Source organism: Vibrio sp. 704 (assembly GCF_033339295.1).
Map to the genome: position 1 here is coordinate 60,682 of NZ_JAWOUH010000021.1, position 21,845 is coordinate 82,526.

The following is a 21,845-nucleotide window of genomic DNA, read 5'->3' on the forward strand; positions in this document are numbered from 1 at the left end:
GGCTTGGTTTAGATAGTCATACTTTTATTGAAGGGTCACAGGATCACTGCGACCACCAGCATCATCTATACCAGTCAAAGTAACTTCTGGCATTGCATCATAGCTGCGTTTGCTGATCGTCAATCTTCGTGATGAAGAGGCAACAGGTTCACCATTAAGCGTCCATTCAAATCCTTTTACACGACCATCGACATCATCACATGAGGCATACACAAGCCATGCGAATGTACTTTCTCTGTGGTCGATAGAACAAACCGGAGCTTGGTTTTCGATAACTTTTATCTTCAACTCTTTCTCCACTTCTTTGCCCATTTCAGACTTAATACGGAAGTTAATTGTGTGTTCTCCCGCGTCAAGCGTCATTCTTCCATAACGACCAGTGTCTTCAAGAGACTTCCCATTAACGGTGTACTGCATCACATTAATTCGGTCTCTTGGGTGTCCACCTTCAATATATGGACGAACCAAAACATCCAGAGGTTCACGATCTAGCTTATTTGAACCTGAGTATTCTAGTTCTACCTTATAGTTTTCAGCTTGACCTACCGTTATCGCTAACTGAGCTTCTGCTTCGTTACCACGAGCATCGCGCACAATGACCTTCACAAGGTGCTCGCCCGGCTCTGTGATTTCAAAAGAGCGAGACGTGTCTCGTTGATCTTTAAGCTTTGCACCTTCCGGTAAGATCCATTCGTAGGTAGGCTCTTCAAGCTTGCCTCGGAATCCAACAGGACGAACAGAAGCGCTAACAATAGCTGGTGCTACATCTGCATTTGCTCTGTAGCTGAGTGCAAACTCAGGCCAGACATATTGCCATACGCGAGCTTTGTATACCGTTTCCGATGTAGAAGACTCCTTGTAACCGTCGATCCATGCTGTGTATTTGATTTCAACACGAGCTTGATCCAAGTCTGCTTGATTTGGAACGTACTCAGCAGTGTTGCCTTCAATAATGGTTCCATCAGGAAGCGTGAAGAAACCCTTAACTTCGGCATCCAAATCTCGATAAGGCAGTCGAGTATCTGCGGTTAGTTTGTAAGTAAAGTCTTTCTCTACTAAACGAGGTCCATCAATACGAATACGCGGAGCTTTAACAGCTTTAAACTCTACGGTTTTCTTGGCCTGGCTATACGCATACGCATCATCTTCTGGAGCCATCGTCGAACGTACACGAGCAATTAGCTTAACTCGTTGTGGTTCTTCTCTGGTTAGCGTGATACGTGGAGCCGCAGTAGTGTAAGTCTTACCACCATCTTCTGACCACTCAATCACAGCTTTACTTGCATCAAATGCGTTCTCGCCATCCATAATGGTCGCTGAGTATTCAGAAGAACTACCCACCAAGAGCGTATCAGGACCAGGAACATCAACTTCAAGCGCTTCATACGAAACAATTTCTACATTTTCAGTGTACTTTTCTAAGCCCGAGTTTACGTTTACAACTTTAGCTCGAACTAGATATTTACCAACACCGAAACTCTCTACGAAACTGTACTTTCTACGCTCTTCTGTAGCATGTTCATTCCATGTCTGACCATCGTCATTACTCACTTCCCAGAAGACATCTCCAACTGAACGATAATCAAGCCGATCGACAATACCTAACTTAAAAGCGGCATTGAAAGGAGCTGCACCTGATAAACGACGAGTTGTAACCTCACCATCAATTTTGTTACCACGAAGAACCGTAGCAAAAATTGGGCTTGGAGATGCCTCGATACGTTCATATCCTTCAACTGGGCTAACAAGCTTCGCTTCTGCGGTAAATCGAATGTAGCTAGAGTCTACTTTCGACATTTCAACTGCTATTTCAGCTGAACCGTTTTCTGCATCCACCCATTCTGACATTGGTTCAATCTCTCCTGGAGAGATCTGACGAGACAGACGAACCTTCCACTGCCCCATAGTTGCTTCATCATATTCGTCGTTCCCACGGTACAAATCGCGTATATCGACTTTTACGTTCAGCGTTTGGATATCGAGAACAGTATTACCATCCATTGACAGCATTGGACGAATACCTTTGCTTGGCATTGCAATCAGTCGATATTCTTTAGTGCTCTTAATTTCAGGTACTTTTTCATATGAAGAGTCAACTTGGTAAGTTACTTCTTCCCACAGTTTGCGGTCATCTGTTCGAATACGACGATTCACCTTCATCGCTGTACCCATACCGGATGAATGCACTTCTGACTCAAGTGTTTCATTGTTCCTAGATATAGAAACCCTCAAGTCTGATGGCTTCGCATTCACTTGGACATCACCGAAATAATCACCAGTCATAGGAACGATGTAGATGTTGTCCTTGAAGTGATAATCGGTCATCAGATCAACTTGAGGAACCGCTGGGTCAACAACCTCGATGTTAAAGGTCTCATCCGCTAACGCTACACGAGCTCCACTACGAGAGAAAATGCTAACGCGCCAACTTAAAGGAACCGTTGCTTTTTCTGCCAATGAACCAATTAGTGTTGGTGTGTCGTATCGAGTATCTTGTAGCAGCCCTTCTGGAACTTCTTTCCACTCAAATAAGCAGCTTCTGTGCGCCGCTTCGGATACACGTCCACTCTCATCTTGCTTGGCTTTTTCAGCATCCATCGTCAGGATACAGCTTGGACCTGAGGTTTGTCGTAACTGAACATTTAAGTTCTGGATAACACGGTCTACTTGAGCAATATCTGACTCTGGTAAGTAAGTTACTGAACCCAAAGCAGAGACCACATTTAGCTTTCTGTTACCGCCGCCGATTTTTACCTTATCTTCGCCGTTAAACAGATATACACCATAAGTGACATCCTGTTCACCGATCTGCAATGCTTGACCAGATATACCAGCAACTCGATTACTGTTTACCACTTCGGCTTCATCTGGAATCTGCTCCCACTCAACAAAACATACAGGGTCTTTGATAGGATCTGATGATTGAGCTTCTTGCAGGTTCGTCGAATAGCGACATGGTACACCTGAGTCGGCAGAGACTTGGACATTGAAGTTGTCGATGACTTGTCGAACTTCCCAGGTATTGGCCGTTAAGCTTTCACTCGCTTTCCATGTTTTGATATTGGCTACCAAAACTGGTGAGTTAGGCGCTGTAGTCATAACCAAAAGGCTTGCTGTGCCAGCATCTGCACCATCAACAGCTCGAACTGGAATACTTAATCGTCCTCCAGTAGAAGCAAAGCTATGATTTTTCATAATGTCAGCAGTTTGGCCTGGTTCAACTCGAATACCGTTTACCACCAAAGGAATTTGAGCATCACTTCGCAATGTCACCATTACGTCGTATGAGCCAGTTACGACCGAACCATCACTTAACGTTAGAGGTTCAGTTTCGATGATGTTCTTACCGTCTGCATAGGTAAACTCATACGGAACTGCCGGAATAGCCATATTGCCGTTAAATCCGCCTGAAAGCGTAATTTCACGAGGTTTATAGTTAAACACTACGGCTTTTGTCGCTTCGTTACTCTGGTTATCTACAGCCTTTACGGTAAGAGTATAACTCTCACCTTCTGCCAGCGAAGGGAACATCACAGGGTATTCCAAACGGAATCGACCATTTGACTCTTCACGCCATGACAATTGAACAGATTCATCCGCCGGACCGCCGACTAAAGCAATCGACGTTACCTTCGGTGTACTGTCTAAGTTATCAGAAAGATTGATAACAACGTCATCCAAAGACTGGACATCATCAGTAACATTGACAGATAACGTTGGTGGCGTGTTATCGACTAAGATTTGCTCACCATAACTTTGCGTAGCACTGTTCCCATAGGTATCTATCGCTTCGGCAGACAGGGAATAGTTACCATCGGTCAGACTAGCAAAATCAAACGTCGCAATTTTAGTTTTATAGTCAGGTGAAGTGTACGATGAACGCGGCAGCTCGATCCGTTCTTCACCATTATCAGCATATGCTTTAAACACATTAGTGTCCCAATGACTTATCTGCCAGTTATTGACTCTATCATTATCAATAACCCGTACTGTCATTTGGCCTAATGTTTTATCAACAGAGACATTATCTATTGTTGGTGGATTCATATCCCAAAATGTGTACAGATACCCACCATGCACTGAAAATGATCCATCTTCTTTTGCTACATAATACTGAATTGGGCTGTATCCTCGCCCTGATGTCCTACTTACATTGACCTCAGCCTCACAAAACGTTTCATTTGCAGGGATCACACAAGCTCCAAAACCACTAAGCCAAGCTTTCTGGTTATATGGCCTTGCTTCTGAATGTATACGGACCTTATCCACCACGTAAGGGTGAGAGTAGCGTGGTCTTTCACTTGAGACCCACCCACCATCACTTAGATGATATTCAAGCTTTATTGGTTTAGGACCAAGAGAAGCCCCACCAGCTAGATTAAAATTAAAATCTGCGTAACGATGTGTTGAGTAACCACCAGCTTGGGTGAAGAAATGGAAATATGAGTATTTTTGAGGGTAGTTTAAACTTACATTTCGGTAAATAAATTCATTATCTTCCGAATCATAGGTTGTATCTCCCCATCCATATTTTGTTCCATTAAATGCAGTATGTTCCTGCTTTCTTCGTTTGTAACGAATTTGAACAGGGTTTTCATAAACATTCATACCCGATGTGTAGGGTTTCCAAATGCCTTCGGAACTATCGAATACTTCCGTCCAGACCTGGGGAACAACCTTATCAATCGTTGAAACTCTACTGATTTCTGTCTGGTTTCCTGCTTCGTCACTGATTGAAAAACCAAGAGTATACTCTGCTTGATTTTCAGGAGCCATCGAGCTACTGACTGCACTGCCGACAGGTAAAGATGCCACTCCCTGAACTGTATCCAAGGATGCGTTCGTTTCTCGTTTTTGCCCAGAAGAGTCGATGGTAAAGAATTTTGCTGACGATATACCGCTATCATCATCAATCCCTTCCAATCTCAACTCTTTACCCGCATAACCGTGGTTAAAGACATCAATACTACCCATACTAAAACCACTTCTGACCCACTGAATCTCCCCAGAAATAACAGGAGGTGTGATATCTACAATAATTGGGTATGTATCTGTTTGAACAGAATCTCCAACAGACGTAAGAATTTCTGCCTTAAATGAGTACTCGCCCTCCCCCGGAGCGGCTAGTTCTAACTCCGCACCATAATAGGACTTTCCATTAACTGTAATACGGTCTGCGCCTCCAAGCAGGTGACTCGTAGCCGAATTCACCACTGAACCGTCTGGCCTTACGATAGAGATTTTAACCTTACGGTCGATCCCTGCACTCAACGCGAACTTTATGTTCCCTGTTGGGTTGGCGTAAACGGTGCTTGGAGATAATGTGCGTTCTGCACCATCAGGTGTATTAAAGCTGTATTCTAACAATTCCGCTTGAGCTAATGGTGCAGCAATTGCGGCCATCGCACCAAGCAAGACTGGTAGCCTTAGCTTGAACTTATTCATAATGTTTTCTCCAATAGCTATTGAATAGGGTTACAAGAACCCAATACAGGAGGTTACTGGAGTAATCGGCTATACACAGACTGTGTAACTGCCCAATTTGAGCGTTTTTAAAGCGTTTTTCTGGGAGGGAAATCACTTGGCATTTTCTGACGACTGAAACCAAAAATGCCAAGTATAAAAGGAGGGGTTAAAGTGAGTATTGAGACCTTATAGCCCTAAGCCGTTACTGAACTGAATAGCTGCTGGAGCAATTTTTTCAGCTGACTCTAATGTAGCTGTCATAATCGCTTCTACAACCGTAGGGCTGTTGTATAGACCAACACCACCGCCGATACCCATTGCGAATGCCATGATACTTTGACGAGCGATACCACCAACGATACCTACCAAAATCATTGAACCAGCAATGATGCGACCCAGTGTACCTTGAGTCCAGTCGGTGATGGTGGTCCAAATGTCATCGAACTCTGTACCACCAGTACCAGCGTGAGCTTGGTTCGCAAACATAAGTCCAACGATCATTACTAAACCGACGTAGAAAAGAAGATTGGCTTTATTGTTAGCCTTATTTGTGATTTCCATGATTTTTTTCCTGATTTTCAATCTTAAAAAAGGCAGTTGAGATATTCAACTGCCCGTTATATCAAGTACTTACAAAGTACTGTTACGTATGAAATCACATACCTAATCCGTTGCTTAGTTGAATTGCAACTGGGGCAACTTTGTCAGCAGTTTCAAGAGTTGCTGTCATGATAGATTCAACAACGGTAGGGCTGTTGTACAAGCCGACACCGCCGCCGATACCCATCGCAAATGCCATCAAGCTTTGACGAGCGATGCCACCAACGATGCCTACCAAGATCATTGCACCTGCGATGATTCGGCCAAGCGTACCTTGAGTCCAGTCAGTAATGGTGGTCCAGATATCATCAAATTCTGTACCGCCTGTACCAGCGTGGGCTTGATTGGCAAACATAAAACTGATCACCAGAGCCAACGCCACCCAGAACAAAAGGTTGACTTTATTGTTTGATGTGGATGTGACGTTCATTTTGCTAAGTTCTCCTATTTAGTTTCTGAATTAGCTTTGGGTTTTATCGTTTGCAAGGGTTTGAGCATAGGTACATCTTGTTGAGTCCCTTCCCCAATTACCCACTTGCGCGGTTCTATTTCGGTGTAAACGTACCCAGTCACAATCAAGTCACCATTGGTATCCTCCCAAGGGGCTACCCATATGCGCATGACCTGTGCTGGAGTACGAATAGGCACCGGACGATTCGGGAGGCGCGGTGTGACGTAATTGTCTATCACTGAATCTCCCGTCGATGATGAGTTGGCTATCTCTCCTGGAACAGAAACAGGCTCTTCTCCAGGCTTTACTGAGCGTGGGATATTGCCATCGTTTGTCGCCGCATAGACATCTCGCGCTGACATACACTGAACACCATCAGGAATACCTGAACAGCTATACTCATCACTGCCGATTGAGGTACAGCCTGATAGCAATAAAGCGCTGCCCAAAATCATCGACACTGTAGATTTTATGGGCTTAACCATTGGAAAGCCCCCTGTGAAACTGCCCTTTCTGGTCAGCTTTTGTGTTTTTTTCGTCATTATTTTGTCCCCTGCGATTTAAGTTTTAGTTGCTGCCCCTTGGTGATAATTACGTCAATTTGACGACCTGCATCGACCTCTATTACAGGGAACATTCCCTCAGCCATATCAAGATAAAACTGAGCAACCTTCTCCATCGCACTTGATGCGCCTTTTGATATACCACTCTGCATAGTGTTTTCATTGAACACGTGTTGATATACAGGTGTGTCTGTTGGATTAGTGTTGATAACTGGAACTGGGTTTGTATCAAGCGCTTGAGCAAAGCCACTCAAGAAACCAGCCGTCAAAGATTTGGCTATCATTGCACCTTGTTTAGATACTAAGCGGCCACGTACACCAGCTTTACCATCTTCACCCACTGCATATCCGTCCAAGCGAGACTCAATTACGCCGCCGTCTTCACGAACACAGGAAATAACCTCGCCTCGTAGATATGCCCTTTCTGAGCTCAGATCGCCGTAACCGGATACAATCAAGAAACACTCACGAACATCGGCTCTGAATCGGTTAGGTAAAATAGCTTCCTTCTGGAGTCGAATTGTTGCTGGGAAAGGGTCTTTTCTTGCTCCCTTTGCGGTAGGAGCATCCATACCAGTGATCGTTACACCAGTAAGAATTGAACCCGCAGGTAAGTAGATAGAGTTGTCTTGGTCCTCCTGCTCTTCCGCCGCTTTCTCTTCTGCTTCGTTGTATTCTGTGTAGTTAACAATTCGAATGCCCGGTTGAGCGGTAGGTTTACCTGATCTATCCGATTCCTTACCCGTTGGTTTGCTGTGAGAGTTAGCTGGTAGTGGAGCTTTCTTAAAGAACTCATTAGGGTCCTTGTAATCAAGCTTTTCGGTAGAGGTGTATCCACCAGCTTGTTGAGCGCCCTGTTCCTCTGTCAAACCAGTTTCAGCGCCACCAGCTGTAGGCTTCCCTGAACGTTTTTCAGCGTCTTTCTGAGCTTTTTCTAAATCTCGCGCTAAGTTTCTATTTTCTTGAGAAAGCTCCTTAACATCGCGTTTCAGCTGTTCGAGTTCCTTACCTATATCAACTGATGCACCAGCCTTCGACTTAGTGTTCTCCAGTTCACGTTTTACTTTGTCCAGTTCACGTCGCAGTTGTTCTTGTTCAGCTTTCGTTGTTTTAAGATTGCCAACCAATGCATCCATACCCGCTTCACGAGTGCCCTTGTCAGTTAATACGTGACGGATGGTTTCTTTACGACTTTTATTGCTGGAGTCACTTGTACCTTCATCAGAAAAAAGACTCACAGCCACAAACAGAACGAAAACACCACCTGCAACAGCAACCCAACGCTTTTTGTTTGGATCGAGCTCGTTCCACCAATTCATATTAATCATCGTTTACATTCCTCCGCTCAACAGTGAAGGACGACGAGTAGCCGATTCGGTTTTCTCGCGCTGTTTTACTGCCACGTACACTTCGGTTTTCTGACCTGGCTCAAGAACCTTATGCGGCCATGAAGTCACACCAGCAACACTCCAGTTTCCGCAAGATTGCTCTTTGAACTCAATAGGTTCACTTGTGACGTTTCGAGCAATACCTACAAATACAGTCAAATGATGCCCCATCATCATTTGTCCATTTGCAAAATTGACTGAAATACCAGGCTGCGCACACTGAGGTAATTGAACATTGCTTGGAGTTCGATTCATGGAGTAGCCATTAGGGATTTCACCAAGAGCCAGTTTTCTGAATACTGTTCGAAGTGTTTCGATATATGGCTGACTTTGCTCCCAGCTTTTAGCTTTGTTGTTTGCAAACATGCCAGGTATTAAGCTGTTATTGTCGAGCTTCAAAAACACTTCACGAGGTGGGATTCTTTGAGGAACCATTGTTAAACTCAGCGCACGAGCTTCTGAGCCCTTTTCTGTAATGAACATGGTTACTGGGTATTCTTTTGCCGTAGCCACATAGATAACATTCTCTTTGATGCATATTTCCCCACATTCACCTTTATTTTGCCCCGGCTGTAAGGATGTTGACGTCACTTCCGGCTTACCAAATGGAGTAACGATTCGGTTGGGATGACCGATAGCAATAGGGATGATCTGATTAACCCCAGGCTCCATAACCAGTTGTGAGTTTTCAGTGTAACCACCAGCCAAATTCGAGCTATTGGCCTGAGTAGTTGTAGCTCTTTGTTTTGCTACTGAATCAGGGATTACGGGGGCTGGAACGTTGTTCTTCATAACACTGACAGGAACAACTGGTATTTCATCATCTGATGCATTCACTGCACTTGAAACACCAAGCGCAATTGAAAGCGCCAAAACAATCGAATTAACCTTCATTACGCTTTCTCCGGCTCTCTTCTTTACGTTCTAATTTGTCTAAAACACTCTTCGTTCGAGGGCGACCTTCATACGTGGTCATATAATCAAGGACAGGCATATAGTTCGAAACGCGGAGCTCAAACTCGTATGTTCTGTCTGTACGTTGCTCTTTTGCGTCAAAAGCAGCCCCCTTAACAAAGGAGTGCCCATACACAAAAACCTTGTCAGTCGTTTCTTCGTATTCGACGAAACGAGGTTCGAATCGCATAGTGATTCGGTCTGCTTGAATCTCTTGCGCTTGGATTTCAAGTGCATCAATAAACTCTTGATAAATAGTCGGTGCTAGAATTGGCTCCATACGTTCTTTGATGAAGTTAACGTTGCCGGGAGTTACGTTACCCATCAGCGTTCCAAGAGCCCATCCCCACGCCTCTTTGTATGATTGAGAGGCATTTTTTTGTGATACCCAAGCTTCTTCATTCAAAGTCCAAGGCTGAACGGTCACAATGGTCTCTTTGCTAAACAACTTCACAGCTAGCAGCAAGACGGTGAAGATCAGACCGAGGACGAAGACTCGCCCCCATTTATTTTCAGCCTGAGTGCCCTCCCAGGTTTTTAAATACACCTTTAAATTCAAGGGAAATACCTCCGGATAAATGGGTTTTTCAAAGATTTTGCTTTTGTTGCGATGAATCCCCCCCAATACAGCATGTGAAGCATGTAGCCATCAGGGTGGTTATCACGAAATCGACGATATAAATTGGTCACGGCCAAGCCGATTAAGAAAAAAATCAAGGCTTTGCCCATCATCACTCCGATGACAAGGCCAAGAAGCATAGGAGCCAGCTCATCTGCACTCCAGAGCAGCATGTGCGGCGGTTCGTCTATACGACGTGGGATTTTGACGGGCTTCATTCCATATCTCTTCCAATTTCCAATGTCGCCAATTCTGGAAGATTTTTTCAACAAACACGCCACGGGCTAACGCCCTTTTTGGGCAACTTGGGCGAAAAGTGGTCTTATAAAGAGAGAAACGGCATAAAGCCGTTTTTAGAGCGGGTAATGTGAAAGGTTAAAACAAGCGAACAAGATCGCCATACTGAATACCAAAAAAGAAACCTACGGCAAAGATTAACTGCCAAAGGATAATTTGCCCTACGCCCCATGATGCTCCAGAGCGTTCAGAGCTATTTGCTGTATGTGTATGAGAAGACATATAACCTCCAACTGATTGCTATTTAATTTTTCTTTATTCTCACCTGATCTCGTGCTCATTTCACAGCGCTGTATTTGTCCATTTGGGAAGCATTAAGACTTTCACATGTGAAAGTGAGTGACACAAAAAAGCGGCCAACAAATGGCCGCCTTTGCAATGTAATGTGACTTATCCGTTTTGCGCTTGCTTCTTCTGCTCTTGATATGCTGCTTTCATCGCGCTTTGGGTCTTTTCTACCCACTTCATTCCATCGTTACAGTCCACGTTGTCAGCGGCAGACTGAAAGCTAAGAGGTTTTCCATCTGGGTTCATGTTCCCCATAGCCAGAAGAAATGCATAGAGAGGATGTGTTTTCGTTACATTCTGAATATTTTCTATGGTTATCGGTTGATCGCACTTCTCTTCTAGTGTCTGAACCATAAACTCCGAAACTTCGGCGCAACTTTCACACATCAGTTCGAAGGTCTCAAAGAAAGTTTCCACTTCCTCCGTATAGGGTTTATCTGTCTTCGCCACTGCTGGACCTGCAAGCATGAATGCGGCAATGATTGTTAGAGCAGTCTTTTTCATATTGAATATCCTTTGGTTAAACTCGTTTTTGTAAATTGCCGAATGCAAGTCCCAACAACACACAACAGAGCATCATCACAGCGGGGATTACAATTGGATTTAGAGCTATGGGAGCAAAAAAGGTAATAAACAGCCCCATGCTTAGGAAGAACGTTCCTCGAATGCTATATCGGTGGACAACAGGGCTCGCATAGTCAAAGTTGGTTCGTTTGATCTTCCAACTCATCAAACCGTCATAAACCGCCGGGATGAACAAGATGAGCAGATACGGTGCCCAGGAGGACAAAAGTGCTAACCGCGTGTAGAACTGGTAAATTACATTGGTAAAGGCTTCAATTCGCCCCTCCACCCAAACGAACCATGCTTGGCCCATATTCTCCATTCCTTTCGACTTTCTACGTTCCTCTTCTGTTGGAATTAACGTGTGATACATAGCAGCATAAAAGCCAGAATCAAGCACACTAGTTTTGTACCAGTCCCCAGCTGTATCACTAATCCACTGTCTAGCTTCATAGCCTAAGTTCTGCTCCACCAGCTCTGATTCACGCTGAATTGTTTTATCTGTCCAATCACCAGGTACTAGCAAAAGAATCACCAAGACTTCAATGACTAGCAACCAAGCGACCAGCCACAACGGCTTCTTCATAATTGGTTCTCCTTAATACTGTTTTTACACTTTCGCTAGCGACTAACTGATACAAAGCCTTGCGAAGTTTGCATTCATTCTGATGTTGATGTGGAACAATGAATAATTCACCTTTATGGTCTGCAAGCCAGTGAGAAAAAGGCTCACCTTTCTCCACAGACCACTTGTTACCTAGTGAATCTTCAATCTCAATTTCTAGCGCTTTAGCTGTTTCAGTGATGATGGTTTCCAAGAAAACCCCTAGTCTTACCGGGTCCTCGTACTTACGTTTGTTCGCATGGAACACTACACCGCTATATTTATCTAATGCCTCTTCCAAAATCGGATAAATCACTGGCTCCTTATCCGATTTGATCCCATCAGTGATGAAACAACATAGTTGCTCAATCACATCATTGGTTGCAGGCCAATCAAAAAACAGCAGTGCCAGTGTGTGTGCATTTTTTCGATCACGCTTTCGGATCACGCTTAGTACTTTCTTGTGCGGATTCACATCAACCACTCTAGTAACCTCATAATTTTTATACTTATTCGCACTCATATTTCGCCATTAAGATGTCAAGATAGGTAGCCGTCCCTTGACTATCTTCCCCCCAGAGATTTTGGCTATGTACTCAAGGTTGGGCAGCATCCCCAGGAGTTGCGTAGAGAACAATTCAGCTTCTTCTTCCATAAGCCGTTCCCCTTGGTTGCCCCCATGCATAATCGGCTGCTCACCGTCCGTATTTTGGCCCTGCGTTCTCATGACGTAGTTCAAACGTGTTTTCGGTAAGTTGTCTGTAATGAACTTTTGTGTTTCAGGATCAATTACACGCAATGAGAATGTGTTGTTAATGTTTCCCAGAACCTGTAGTGCTTTATCTTTACTCCCCATCCGAGCGGCAAAGTCAGCGAATGTTTGTGTTGCAACAAATAGTCGAAGTTTCGCGCCACGACCTTTGTTGAGAAGCTGAATGAATGGGTCATTGATCACCTCTGCGGCTTCGTCCACAAAGATATTGACGGGCTTATTGTTGACACCAAAGTTGTATCTATCACCAGCAACAGCTGTTAAGTCAGATAAGAAAAGAGAGCCGATTGCAGAACCAACCATACTGTCGGTCAAACTATCCAGACCAATGTATGCAACCATGCCATTGTTTATTATTTTGGCTGAGTCACTTATTGGCCTGGAATCATCGACATCGCTTGAATCGGGAGACAGCATCTTTCCTAAATCACCCGAGGTAAGCATGTTCATGATAGGAAGCAGTGAAGCAACCATTTTCCCGAAGTGTGCCGAGTCATGTTGGAACATCGACAATAAGCCTTCCAAATCTGAGTGAGGGAACTCTGGTTGAATAACATCTTGGTAGAACTTCATCATGGCAAAGGCTTGCTTTTCTCTATTGCCATTTTTCACTTTTTCCAAATATGGTGCTGCTTTTGATTCCCAGTCTTCCATAACTCGTGCTGAATAAGCCTGTACGGCTTTGATAACCAGACCTGCGGCACCACCTTCCAAAAATCGTTTCAACAGAACAATGCTAGGACGTTCATAAGTCAGTACAAGACCTTGAGCGATATTGTTCAGTGCTTGCCAACCAAATGATTTGAATGGATCTGCACCTGCCTCCGAAGGTATCAACGCGGCCAAACGGCTCGCAATCTCCGTCACACGGCTAAAGTTACGTAAAGGGTCCAATCGCACGGATTCATCTGGGAACGCAGGGTGAAAGGAAACAAATCGCTCTGGATGGCCCATAGCTTCGCAAGCTCTCCTTGCATTGTCCCTCATTTCTTTATCACCCTTAGGGTCGATAATGATCACTGCTTCATTGCGCAAGATAGCTTGCGTGATCATAATGTCGAACATACGAGTCTTGCCTGAACCTGTTGTACCTACAATAAGCGTGTGGCCTTCTGTATGCTTCAACGGTTGCATCAACTTCTCTTCTTTTGGTTCAACACCGTGAATCCATGTTTGCCCCATTGGATCTTCTTTCTTTTTGCCTTTAAGGACGCGAACCGTCTTCTTGATTAAAGGCTCTTGAGCAGTAAAGGTGTGCCAGTCACGTTTGATGATTTCAAATACACGCTGAGCATGACGCTTTTCCCATACAAAACCATGACCAAGCCACATATCATCTTCTGAGCCAGCCATCATTTTTTCTAGCTCTTTTAAAGAGATAAATTCCAGTTCACGACCAAATAGATGCTTCTGGAGACGATGTAACATCATGGCTTTTGGGATTCGGGACATTGCCATAACACCACAAATACCAGTCATCCAATAAAACGGTTCCGGAGGCATTGACTCTGCCATTTGATTAACCGTCAAGGCCACACCGCTGGCAGCTGCCCACCCTAGCGCTGCACGACCTTCAAAATTTGGCCTCCACGGCATTTCATACCCAAGTGGGTCATAATCCATGCTCATCTATCTTTACTCCACCTCTAACCTTAAATTCCCCTGGCGAATAGTCATTCTTGGGCGTCGTTGCCCACTAGCGAGTAATGCTCTCAGCATAGATTTGCTAAGATTCGTACACTCACCAGTTACTTTCTCCAGAGCCTTATCGCTTGTTACCAAACACCCATCCTCCTTAATGACCGGACCGACTAACCATCGTCCTTTTTGGTTTTTTATCATTTCTTTCAGAAGCCTAATGGCCTCCTCTGCATCAATGTCAGACTGAGGAGGTAAAAAGTCCTCATCACTAATTTCTTTCGCCTTCTGAGGCTTTTTAGGTTCCTCGTCTTCTAGATCTATTTGCCCGACCACTTTTGTCATTGGCAGTTCTAAATCAGAATCGAAATCCAGACTCACTGGCCGCGTTTCTTTTGGTGGTTTATTTACCGTTGTCTTTGGTTTTTGGCGCTTAGGTAAACGTGACACATTTTGCTTTTCCTCATTAGAAGCACTGTTTTCACTCTCATTTTTGTGCTGTTCGGTTTGAGTTTTAGCTGCTGTGCCCTTCTTACCTTGTGCCGTTTGTTGTGCGATTCTTTTATTCTCAGATGAGCGGCCACCTGTTTGCTCTCCGGGCAGTAATGCTGAAATATCCATTGCAGGTTTAGGCTTTTTCGGCGTAGATTGGTTGGTTTTCTGGCTCTTAACTTTCTTTTCTGAGTGTGCCTTTTCAGCTTTCTTGCCAGATTGGCGTTTATCATTTAGCGCACTAACTTCACGAATTGGGTCAAAGTCTTTCTCAGCTTGTTCTATCGCAGCTTTGATAACATCTGAGATATCAGAAGAAAGTAACAACCCTTTAATGCCACTAAAATCATGAACCTTCCGGTTTGGATGAACTGGGTCAGGCACGATAGCGCCAGCGTCAAATAACGTGTTCAAGACTTCGGCTGGAGCCCCAAGCGCTCGGGCACCTTCTGGATAAAGGATCACTGCTTTTTTCTTCATAAAGCAAAGCACTTCACCTAATGTTTTGTGTCCATCCAGCACAGGAATAATGGCTTCTTTTAAAATACTTTCTGCCGCGCCGTATCCACTTAGAACATTCTCCAAATGACCACGCACATCAACATCACTCGATTTATCCTGCTGGCTGAAAGAATATGTCTCTGCATCTTGGAAATGTTCTGTTGGAACAAACTCTTCACGCTCTTCCATCTCATGGGAGTAGTCATAGGCATCCAAAGGGACAGCATCTATTGGTGCAAACATATCCTCTGGCGGCATTGGTGGGGCATCAAATATTGCGCTCGGTTCAGGGCCAAAAAACTCATTCGGTGACAAGGATGCTGCCGTGTTTGCGGATGCTTTAGGCTGACGCTTCTTGCCCGAGCGAATGTTGTCTATGCCGGGTAAAGATGTGTCTTCTTCGCTTTGTTCTGTTGGAACATTTGGCGTTTCAGCTTTGTCTTTTTGTGTTGTATCAGGCTCGGTATTGAGCCCAAATGCATCGAATGGAAAATCGCAAACTCCTAATGCCCCACCAGCATCTTTCAGCCCTTTCAATGGATCGTCTAATGCTAATGGTGCTGCGGTTTGAGCGATTTCTTGTGCTGATGGTTCTTTTGGGGCATCAGCTTTATCGTCATTCTTGCTTGTTTTGGTATCGGTGGAAGTGCCACCTTTCGGTTCCGATGATTGAGAGTCCGTTGAGGGCGGTGCTGCCATAAAATCTGGAATTTCGAATCCATCATCAAGAGAACCAATAGGCTCTGGTGTAGCGGTGAGCGAATCAGAGTTCTCATCTCCATCTTCCGGTGCATCGTCATCAAGCTCACTGGCATCAAGTTCCTGTTCGTCCTCATCGCCAATAACTTCACCCGCGATGGCCGCAGGCGGTTCAGTGGTAAAAACCAACTCCGACGATTCAAGACGCAGCATCTGCATTTTGATTTTCCCTGTGACTTCTTCCCCTTCTTGAGGTAATTCAGGGATAACTTCCCAATAACGATAGAAAACATCTTTGCCATGCTCTGGTAATACGTTTTTCAGAGCAAAACCACGCTCAATTAAAATATCAGCCAAGGTATCTGGATCACGAGGAATGCCAGGAATTTTATCTTCCGTTAACAAGTCATAAATATCACTGGCTCCCTGCTTCCATGTAATGAACACACCCTGATGTAAATGCCACACCTTCGCGCCAGGCTCATTGACTTTCCATTTGCCCGTTTTAACCAATCGACGTAAAGCATCAAATACATAACGCTCAACAGGAACACCGTAAGCAAACTCATCGACATCTAGGCGATTCTGTTTGAGGTCACGAGAAACACTTTCACCATCAGCTTTAAGCATTAACTTTGTTACCGGGTCATTGATTCTAAGACCTGATATTGCCTGTAGCATGGATTCAACAATGTCTTTACCGGGATCAGCTAGAAACTCCAAAGCCTCTGGAGTCAAAATTCGTTCGACGGTCAGCAGCGAAAATTGCTCGTGCCGTTTGTGTTCTCTATCTCTCCAACGAAGAAAATAACGACTCACATTATGGCGCTTAGCCCAGTCAACCAGAGTTTCTGAATATGGGTTCCACGTTTTACTACCATCGCTGTTTGTGATCACAACATCAGACAATGGCTTACCAACGTCATGCAATAACCCTGAGAAACAACATGCCAAACGCCATCGCGGCTCATTGTTTCTTCGTTCACGAGGGGAGCCTGAAATTGAGAAAATAACTGACTCAGATGCCTGTGTCGCCCAAAAGGCAACCTCCAGCCCATGACGAAACAATCCACCAGCTCCCCGATGATGATGAGCTTCGGATGCTGGTAATAAATGAACAAACGCCGCGTAACGGCCAATTACAGGCATGACTAAACGGTCGTACTCTTCTTGAGTAAAACCTAAAGTGCTCCTGATTTTTTGAATAAGTTCGTTCTGTGTCTGCAACACTTTATCGACTGGGGCCATTGGTAGCCCTTTGGCAAACGGCGGGTATCGAGGTATCTCTTCGTCAGCTAAATCCCTAACCTGGGAAGCTACTACCTCTACTTTTTTCTCACCGCGCCCACCAAATAATTTTTTAAAGGCACTACTTATCATCTGGTTCTTATTTACCTGCGCTTTTTCCGTGCGTATATGCTCGCAGACCCTTTTGTCTTCTCATATCTCCCCTCCTGTCCATTTTGGGCAGTTTGAGGCGTCAGAGATGATTGAGTGACCAGATAAAATACACAGCATCATTATTTGGTATCAGGAGAGTTGTATGGAAAGAACATTGCCCGATGCTGCCTATTTGGCACTTGATGCTTTAAAGCGCCAAGCACAGGCAGTAACCGCTAACAACATGCAGGGAGACAAAGAGGCTTTGCATCAGGCTCAGTCTGACATGTCTCTTGTTAATAACTGGACAACAGTCATTACTCGTAAGCTTTTAAGCAACAGTGATGGCCGGACAATCGACACCATTGATGAACAATGGTTGGAGCAACAATTCAATGGGTAAGCAGATGATTAAAAAGCAATTAGTAGTACTTGTAGGGTTAGCTATTTTGGCTGGGTGTTCCTCAACCAAAGATATCCCACCAACAAACGCAGAATTGCACCAACGCTACGGCATTCCTCAGCAGCCGACAGATCAATGGATTCAAGAGAACCTTCCTATCTACGAAGCGAAGGCTGACAAACTGCTTGCGTCTGATGATGATGTCGATGCCTATTACTTCCTTTTGAATATTGCTGAAAATCGTGGCAGTGCTGATATCGAAGCACATAAGAAGCAAGATCGTGTAGATCGTGGTCTCAATGTTTCTTATGAAGATTTAGGACTGGGTGGAGCAGCATTTCGCAAACCCGATTACATCCATGTATTAGGTCCAACAAGTAGTCTCGGCGCGAATAATGAAAGCGCATTGATAAAACAGCAGAAGGATAAAAATGGTTCCAACATGGAAGATGCCATTTCCGCATACAAAAAACTTTCTTCTGGTGTGAAAGGCAAAGGGTACTCCTTATACGAACTATCACGCTGGGAGCGTTTCTGTGATAGCGGTAATGGCATGGATGAACGCGATTGGCAGTTCATCGAGAAAGAAAAAGGCGAAACAGGCAGTATCCCAAGCGATCTGGTTGGTCAGTGCAATCCGCCACAACACACTTACCAAGATTATCTCACCGCTTGGACGCAATTTTGCACATCACAAAAAATGACGAATGAACAGCGCAAGATCGTTCGCAGTTCTACTCGCCCATTTACAGTGGTAAACCCATGCAAAGCCATAAAGTAACCACCAGCTCATCACATACTCAGTTGACGGAAGAAGAGCTTCTCGTTCTTCAAGCTAAAGCTGAGCTCTTTGATGAGCTGAACATCATGCTGGTTGAGGCCGGACAAAGTGGCACTCCGGAAGAAGCAGCAGTCGTTATCTCTGCCAACCTAGCTTTTATTGCTGGCACAGAGAAATCCCCCTTAATAGCCGATGCCTCCGAAAACTGGAAACAGCTGACCAACCTTTCTACGCAGCAAAACGGTATTCAAGACATCGCGCTCAAACCAAAGGAGTGCGCTTAAATGGATCTGTACATTTGTGAGAAGCCATCCCAAGCAAAAGACCTCGCAGCTGTGATGGGAGTAACTCAGCACGGCGACGGTTTTATTCATGATGGAAGTGGCCGGGCAATAACCTGGGCTCTTGGTCATCTATTAGAACTCTATATGCCCGATGACTATGACGAGAAATATAAAGCATGGTCCCTTGAAACACTGCCTATTTCTCCTGAATCATGGCGTAGCAAGGTGAGGCGTAGCTCTTCCAAGCAATATAAAGTGATCGAGCAGCTGGTGAAAAAAGCCAGCACAGTTTATATCTCGACTGACTATGACAGAGAAGGCGAAGCGATCGCTCGTTCCCTACTCGATAGATTCCGATACCAAGGCCCCGTAAAACGAGTTTGTTTAACTGCTCTTGATGAAAGCAGTATCAGAAAAGCACTTCGAAACATCAAAGATGGCAAGGAGACGATACCCCTTTATTACGCATCCCTATCTCGCCAGCGAGCTGACTGGGTAGTGGGTATGAACATGTCTCGCTGTTATACAGTACTTGCAAGAGAGGTTGGCTTCGGGCAAACGCTCCATATAGGACGAGTAATCACCCCCACGGTCGCCCTTGTGTGCCAGCGAGACAGTGAAATAGCCAACTTCAAACCATCACCGTTCTGGACGATGGACGTCGGTGTATCTGTTCAAAACGGTCAATTCCTTGCTCACTGGGTGCCGCCAGAAGAGTGCTCTGACGATCAAGGGCGATGTACAAACAAAGCCTATGCAGAGCAAGTAGCCGCTCAAGTAAAAGGAGCGCAAGCACTTATAAGTAAGGCTGAAACAAAAGCTGGCAAGGAATCAGCCCCTCTTCCATTTGATTTGACTAGTTTACAGCAATACGCGGCCAAACGTTGGGGGTACAGTGCGCAAGAAACACTTGATGCAGCACAAGCTTTGTACGAAAAGCACAAAGCAACCACCTACCCCCGTACAGATTGCAGATACCTGCCAGAATCACAGAAAGAGGATATCCCCGATATTCTTCAAGCTCTGATTCTTTCGGATCAGCGTGTTTCAGGGCTGGTGGCTGGAGCAGACCAATCGAGATCATCAAGAGCGTTCAATGACAAAAAAATCACCGCTCACCATGCCATCATTCCAACTCCGGCCAAAACCAACATAAGTGCCATGAGCGAAAAAGAGTTCAATCTGTACGATGCAATTCGTCGTTTCTACATCGCCCAGTTCTACAGTCCTTTTGAATTCAACAAAACTACAATTGATGTTCAATGCGGCAATCATTCGTTCACGGCCAACGGCAAAACACATTTACGTCAAGGTTGGAAAGTACTATTCAACAATGATGCAGAATCATCCCCTCAAGATGAAGGCGATGATCTTGATGGACCAAAAGAGCAAGAGAAATTACCGAAAGTTAGCCAGGGTGAACCAGCCTTGATCAATGATTCGGTAATCACTGACAAAATGACTCGGCCATCACCTCATTTCACCGAAGCCACACTACTAAGCGCGATGGAAAACATTGCTCGCTTTGTCACAGAAGAAAAGTTTAAGCAAGTCCTAAAAGACACCGCTGGCCTCGGCACCCCAGCTACCCGTGCAGGCATTATTCAGGGTGCGGTCGATAAAGGGTACTTGCAGAGAAAGAAAAAGCTCCTTATCGCCACGGATAAAGCTCACGCACTTATTGCTGTCGTACCAGCAGCGATCAAAAGCCCAGGCATGACGGCGGCTTGGGAACAGGAACTGGAGAAGATAGCGACAGGGAACGGAAACATGTCCGTCTTTATGCAGCAAATCTCAGGTTGGATTGTTCAAATGATCCAACAACTCAAGCAGAATGCTCCAACCCTAACTCAACCAGAAGGCATCTTAGCTAAGGCTTTCAAAAATGCGGAAGGTCCTACTCATGATTGTTTCAATTGTGGTGGTAAGTTGAAGCGACTAAAAGGGAAAAATGGCTTTTTTTGGGGGTGTCAGAACGAGACATGTAAAAAGACTTTTCCTGACAATCGTGGGAAACCAGAAAAGCGTATTGCTGCTGAGGATTGTCCTGATTGTCCTGACTGTGGCAAGCCAATGCGCCTACGTAAAGGCAAGGCTCCAGGTAAAAAGCGAGCTAGCTCTTTTTGGGGTTGTACTGGGTATCCTGATTGTAAATCGACGATGCCATACTCTCGGAAGAAAAAATCTCTGGAAGAGTTATTTGACTAACGTCTCGGGGCTTAGGCCCCGGTATATAACTGATAATCAAATAGGCTCACTGACACTAGAACATCCATTAAACAGAGTGATATTTAGCATTTTAAATTTTTAAGGGTCCATTATGTATCATAACCGAGAACACGCCAAAGCTGCTTTCAAACACCACACCCTGTATCTTAATCTAGGCTGGATGGATAATGATAGGCAAAGAGTGATTAATAGCCTTTATTTATATAGCTTAGCTAAATTCAAACAGGAAAAGTGTAGAGAAATAACCACTCCAACGACAGATTTCATGAATAGCGTAGATAGATACAAAAAACCAAGAATCGACAACAATTTCCCTGTGAACGCACTATCAAATAAGAGTTCTTTAGGGGTCGCTGTAGCACTGCCATTGTACAAACAATGTAAAGTAAAACGAGTAGAAAAGTTATTTTTAGGAATATTAAATAAATCTACAAGGTGTTACCTAGATCTATATGAATTCGAAATTAAGAAGCTCCTAAAGACTGAATGTAAAAAATTACACTCATTAGGCTATGATAATTTTGAAGTTCGAAGCCTAATATATAACACGCATTTTTTACCCAAAAGAGTAGTGAATTCAATTGTTAGACATAGTGGAAAAACTAAATACAGCGTTAACGTCCCTAAGTTTATACTATATAGGGATTTTATAGACTCCCCCTCCATTAGTTATGTCTTAGAAAATAATGCTGTAAGTGATTTCTTCTATCATAGTTCCGTTTTCAGTAGAGGAATGCCGACTAAAAAAAATAAAACAACACTTTCTAATCAGCTCGATATATCTCGCCTTCAAGGGGCTTTGATGTGATGGACGCACTTCCCTTCTAGCACCGTTGTACCAAACTAATGGTGCAACCAGTAAGAGCAGGAGT

19 protein-coding genes are annotated in these 21,845 nt (G+C 44.4%); 4 read left to right on the forward strand and 15 right to left on the reverse strand.

The features are described 5' to 3' along the window. Window positions 1-24 precede the first annotated feature (24 nt). The 14 genes from R7R24_RS20650 to mobH all read right to left on the reverse strand — a co-directional run bounded on the left by R7R24_RS20650 (window position 25) and on the right by mobH (window position 17,276). Window positions 25-5,445 (reverse strand): Ig-like domain-containing protein, encoded by a 5,421-nt coding sequence (locus R7R24_RS20650; RefSeq protein WP_101905925.1) that lies wholly within the window; start codon window positions 5,443-5,445, stop codon window positions 25-27. A gap of 207 nt (window positions 5,446-5,652) precedes the next feature. Further along, on the reverse strand, window positions 5,653-6,027 hold the full coding sequence (gene traA / locus R7R24_RS20655) for a TraA family conjugative transfer protein (RefSeq protein WP_109320306.1): 375 nt from the start codon (window positions 6,025-6,027) through the stop codon (window positions 5,653-5,655). 94 nt (window positions 6,028-6,121) lie between these two features. Further along, window positions 6,122-6,496 carry a TrbC/VirB2 family protein gene (gene traA, locus R7R24_RS20660; RefSeq protein WP_014386714.1) on the reverse strand — a complete coding sequence of 125 codons (375 nt, stop codon included), beginning with the start codon at window positions 6,494-6,496 and terminating at the stop codon, window positions 6,122-6,124. 14 nt (window positions 6,497-6,510) lie between these two features. Then, on the reverse strand, window positions 6,511-7,059 hold the full coding sequence (gene traV, locus R7R24_RS20665; RefSeq protein WP_014386713.1) for a type IV conjugative transfer system lipoprotein TraV: 549 nt from the start codon (window positions 7,057-7,059) through the stop codon (window positions 6,511-6,513). Next, window positions 7,059-8,408, reverse strand: coding sequence for a TraB/VirB10 family protein (locus R7R24_RS20670; RefSeq protein WP_014386712.1), 1,350 nt, complete (start codon window positions 8,406-8,408; stop codon window positions 7,059-7,061). The genes traV and R7R24_RS20670 overlap by 1 nt, the downstream gene beginning before the upstream one ends. A 3-nt stretch (window positions 8,409-8,411) precedes the next feature. After that, the gene (locus R7R24_RS20675; protein ID WP_014386711.1) at window positions 8,412-9,362 is read right to left on the reverse strand and encodes a type-F conjugative transfer system secretin TraK; all 951 of its coding nucleotides are present in this window, start codon (window positions 9,360-9,362) and stop codon (window positions 8,412-8,414) included. Next, window positions 9,352-9,981 (reverse strand): TraE/TraK family type IV conjugative transfer system protein, encoded by a 630-nt coding sequence (locus R7R24_RS20680; protein ID WP_014386710.1) that lies wholly within the window; start codon window positions 9,979-9,981, stop codon window positions 9,352-9,354. Before R7R24_RS20680 ends, R7R24_RS20675 begins: the two co-directional genes overlap by 11 nt. Further along, window positions 9,978-10,259 (reverse strand): type IV conjugative transfer system protein TraL, encoded by a 282-nt coding sequence (gene traL / locus R7R24_RS20685; protein WP_014386709.1) that lies wholly within the window; start codon window positions 10,257-10,259, stop codon window positions 9,978-9,980. The genes R7R24_RS20680 and traL overlap by 4 nt, the downstream gene beginning before the upstream one ends. 157 nt (window positions 10,260-10,416) lie before the next feature. Continuing rightward, on the reverse strand, window positions 10,417-10,560 hold the full coding sequence (locus R7R24_RS20690; RefSeq protein ID WP_153274586.1) for a hypothetical protein: 144 nt from the start codon (window positions 10,558-10,560) through the stop codon (window positions 10,417-10,419). Between the two features lie 168 nt (window positions 10,561-10,728). Then, the gene (locus R7R24_RS20695) at window positions 10,729-11,130 is read right to left on the reverse strand and encodes a hypothetical protein (RefSeq protein ID WP_014386708.1); all 402 of its coding nucleotides are present in this window, start codon (window positions 11,128-11,130) and stop codon (window positions 10,729-10,731) included. Between the two features lie 16 nt (window positions 11,131-11,146). Then, window positions 11,147-11,776, reverse strand: a complete 630-nt coding sequence (locus R7R24_RS20700; protein ID WP_014386707.1) for a DUF4400 domain-containing protein — start codon at window positions 11,774-11,776, stop codon at window positions 11,147-11,149. After that, window positions 11,733-12,317 (reverse strand): hypothetical protein, encoded by a 585-nt coding sequence (locus tag R7R24_RS20705; RefSeq protein WP_046224205.1) that lies wholly within the window; start codon window positions 12,315-12,317, stop codon window positions 11,733-11,735. The genes R7R24_RS20700 and R7R24_RS20705 overlap by 44 nt, the downstream gene beginning before the upstream one ends. Before the next feature lie 9 nt (window positions 12,318-12,326). Continuing rightward, window positions 12,327-14,195 carry a conjugative transfer system coupling protein TraD gene (gene traD, locus R7R24_RS20710; protein WP_084735634.1) on the reverse strand — a complete coding sequence of 623 codons (1,869 nt, stop codon included), beginning with the start codon at window positions 14,193-14,195 and terminating at the stop codon, window positions 12,327-12,329. Between the two features lie 6 nt (window positions 14,196-14,201). Further along, window positions 14,202-17,276: a MobH family relaxase gene (gene mobH, locus R7R24_RS20715; protein ID WP_014386704.1), complete on the reverse strand. Its 3,075-nt coding sequence runs from the start codon at window positions 17,274-17,276 to the stop codon at window positions 14,202-14,204. A gap of 163 nt (window positions 17,277-17,439) precedes the next feature. Here mobH and R7R24_RS20720 point away from each other — a divergent pair, with 163 nt between their 5' ends. The 4 genes from R7R24_RS20720 to R7R24_RS20735 are packed head-to-tail and all read left to right on the forward strand — an operon-like array spanning window position 17,440 to window position 20,952. Further along, window positions 17,440-17,679 (forward strand): hypothetical protein, encoded by a 240-nt coding sequence (locus R7R24_RS20720; protein ID WP_014386703.1) that lies wholly within the window; start codon window positions 17,440-17,442, stop codon window positions 17,677-17,679. Window positions 17,680-17,683: 4 nt separating this feature from the next. Next, window positions 17,684-18,460 carry a hypothetical protein gene (locus tag R7R24_RS20725; RefSeq protein ID WP_128740496.1) on the forward strand — a complete coding sequence of 259 codons (777 nt, stop codon included), beginning with the start codon at window positions 17,684-17,686 and terminating at the stop codon, window positions 18,458-18,460. Further along, complete coding sequence (locus tag R7R24_RS20730) at window positions 18,442-18,744, forward strand: hypothetical protein (protein ID WP_014386701.1); 303 nt, start codon at window positions 18,442-18,444, stop codon at window positions 18,742-18,744. The genes R7R24_RS20725 and R7R24_RS20730 overlap by 19 nt, the downstream gene beginning before the upstream one ends. Further along, a complete protein-coding gene (locus R7R24_RS20735) occupies window positions 18,745-20,952 on the forward strand; it encodes a DNA topoisomerase 3 (RefSeq protein WP_014386700.1) in 2,208 nt (735 codons plus the stop codon). 697 nt (window positions 20,953-21,649) lie between these two features. Here R7R24_RS20735 and R7R24_RS20740 read toward each other — a convergent pair. Then, on the reverse strand, window positions 21,650-21,845 hold a 196-nt coding region (locus R7R24_RS20740), incomplete at its 5' end, for a hypothetical protein (RefSeq protein WP_318119605.1).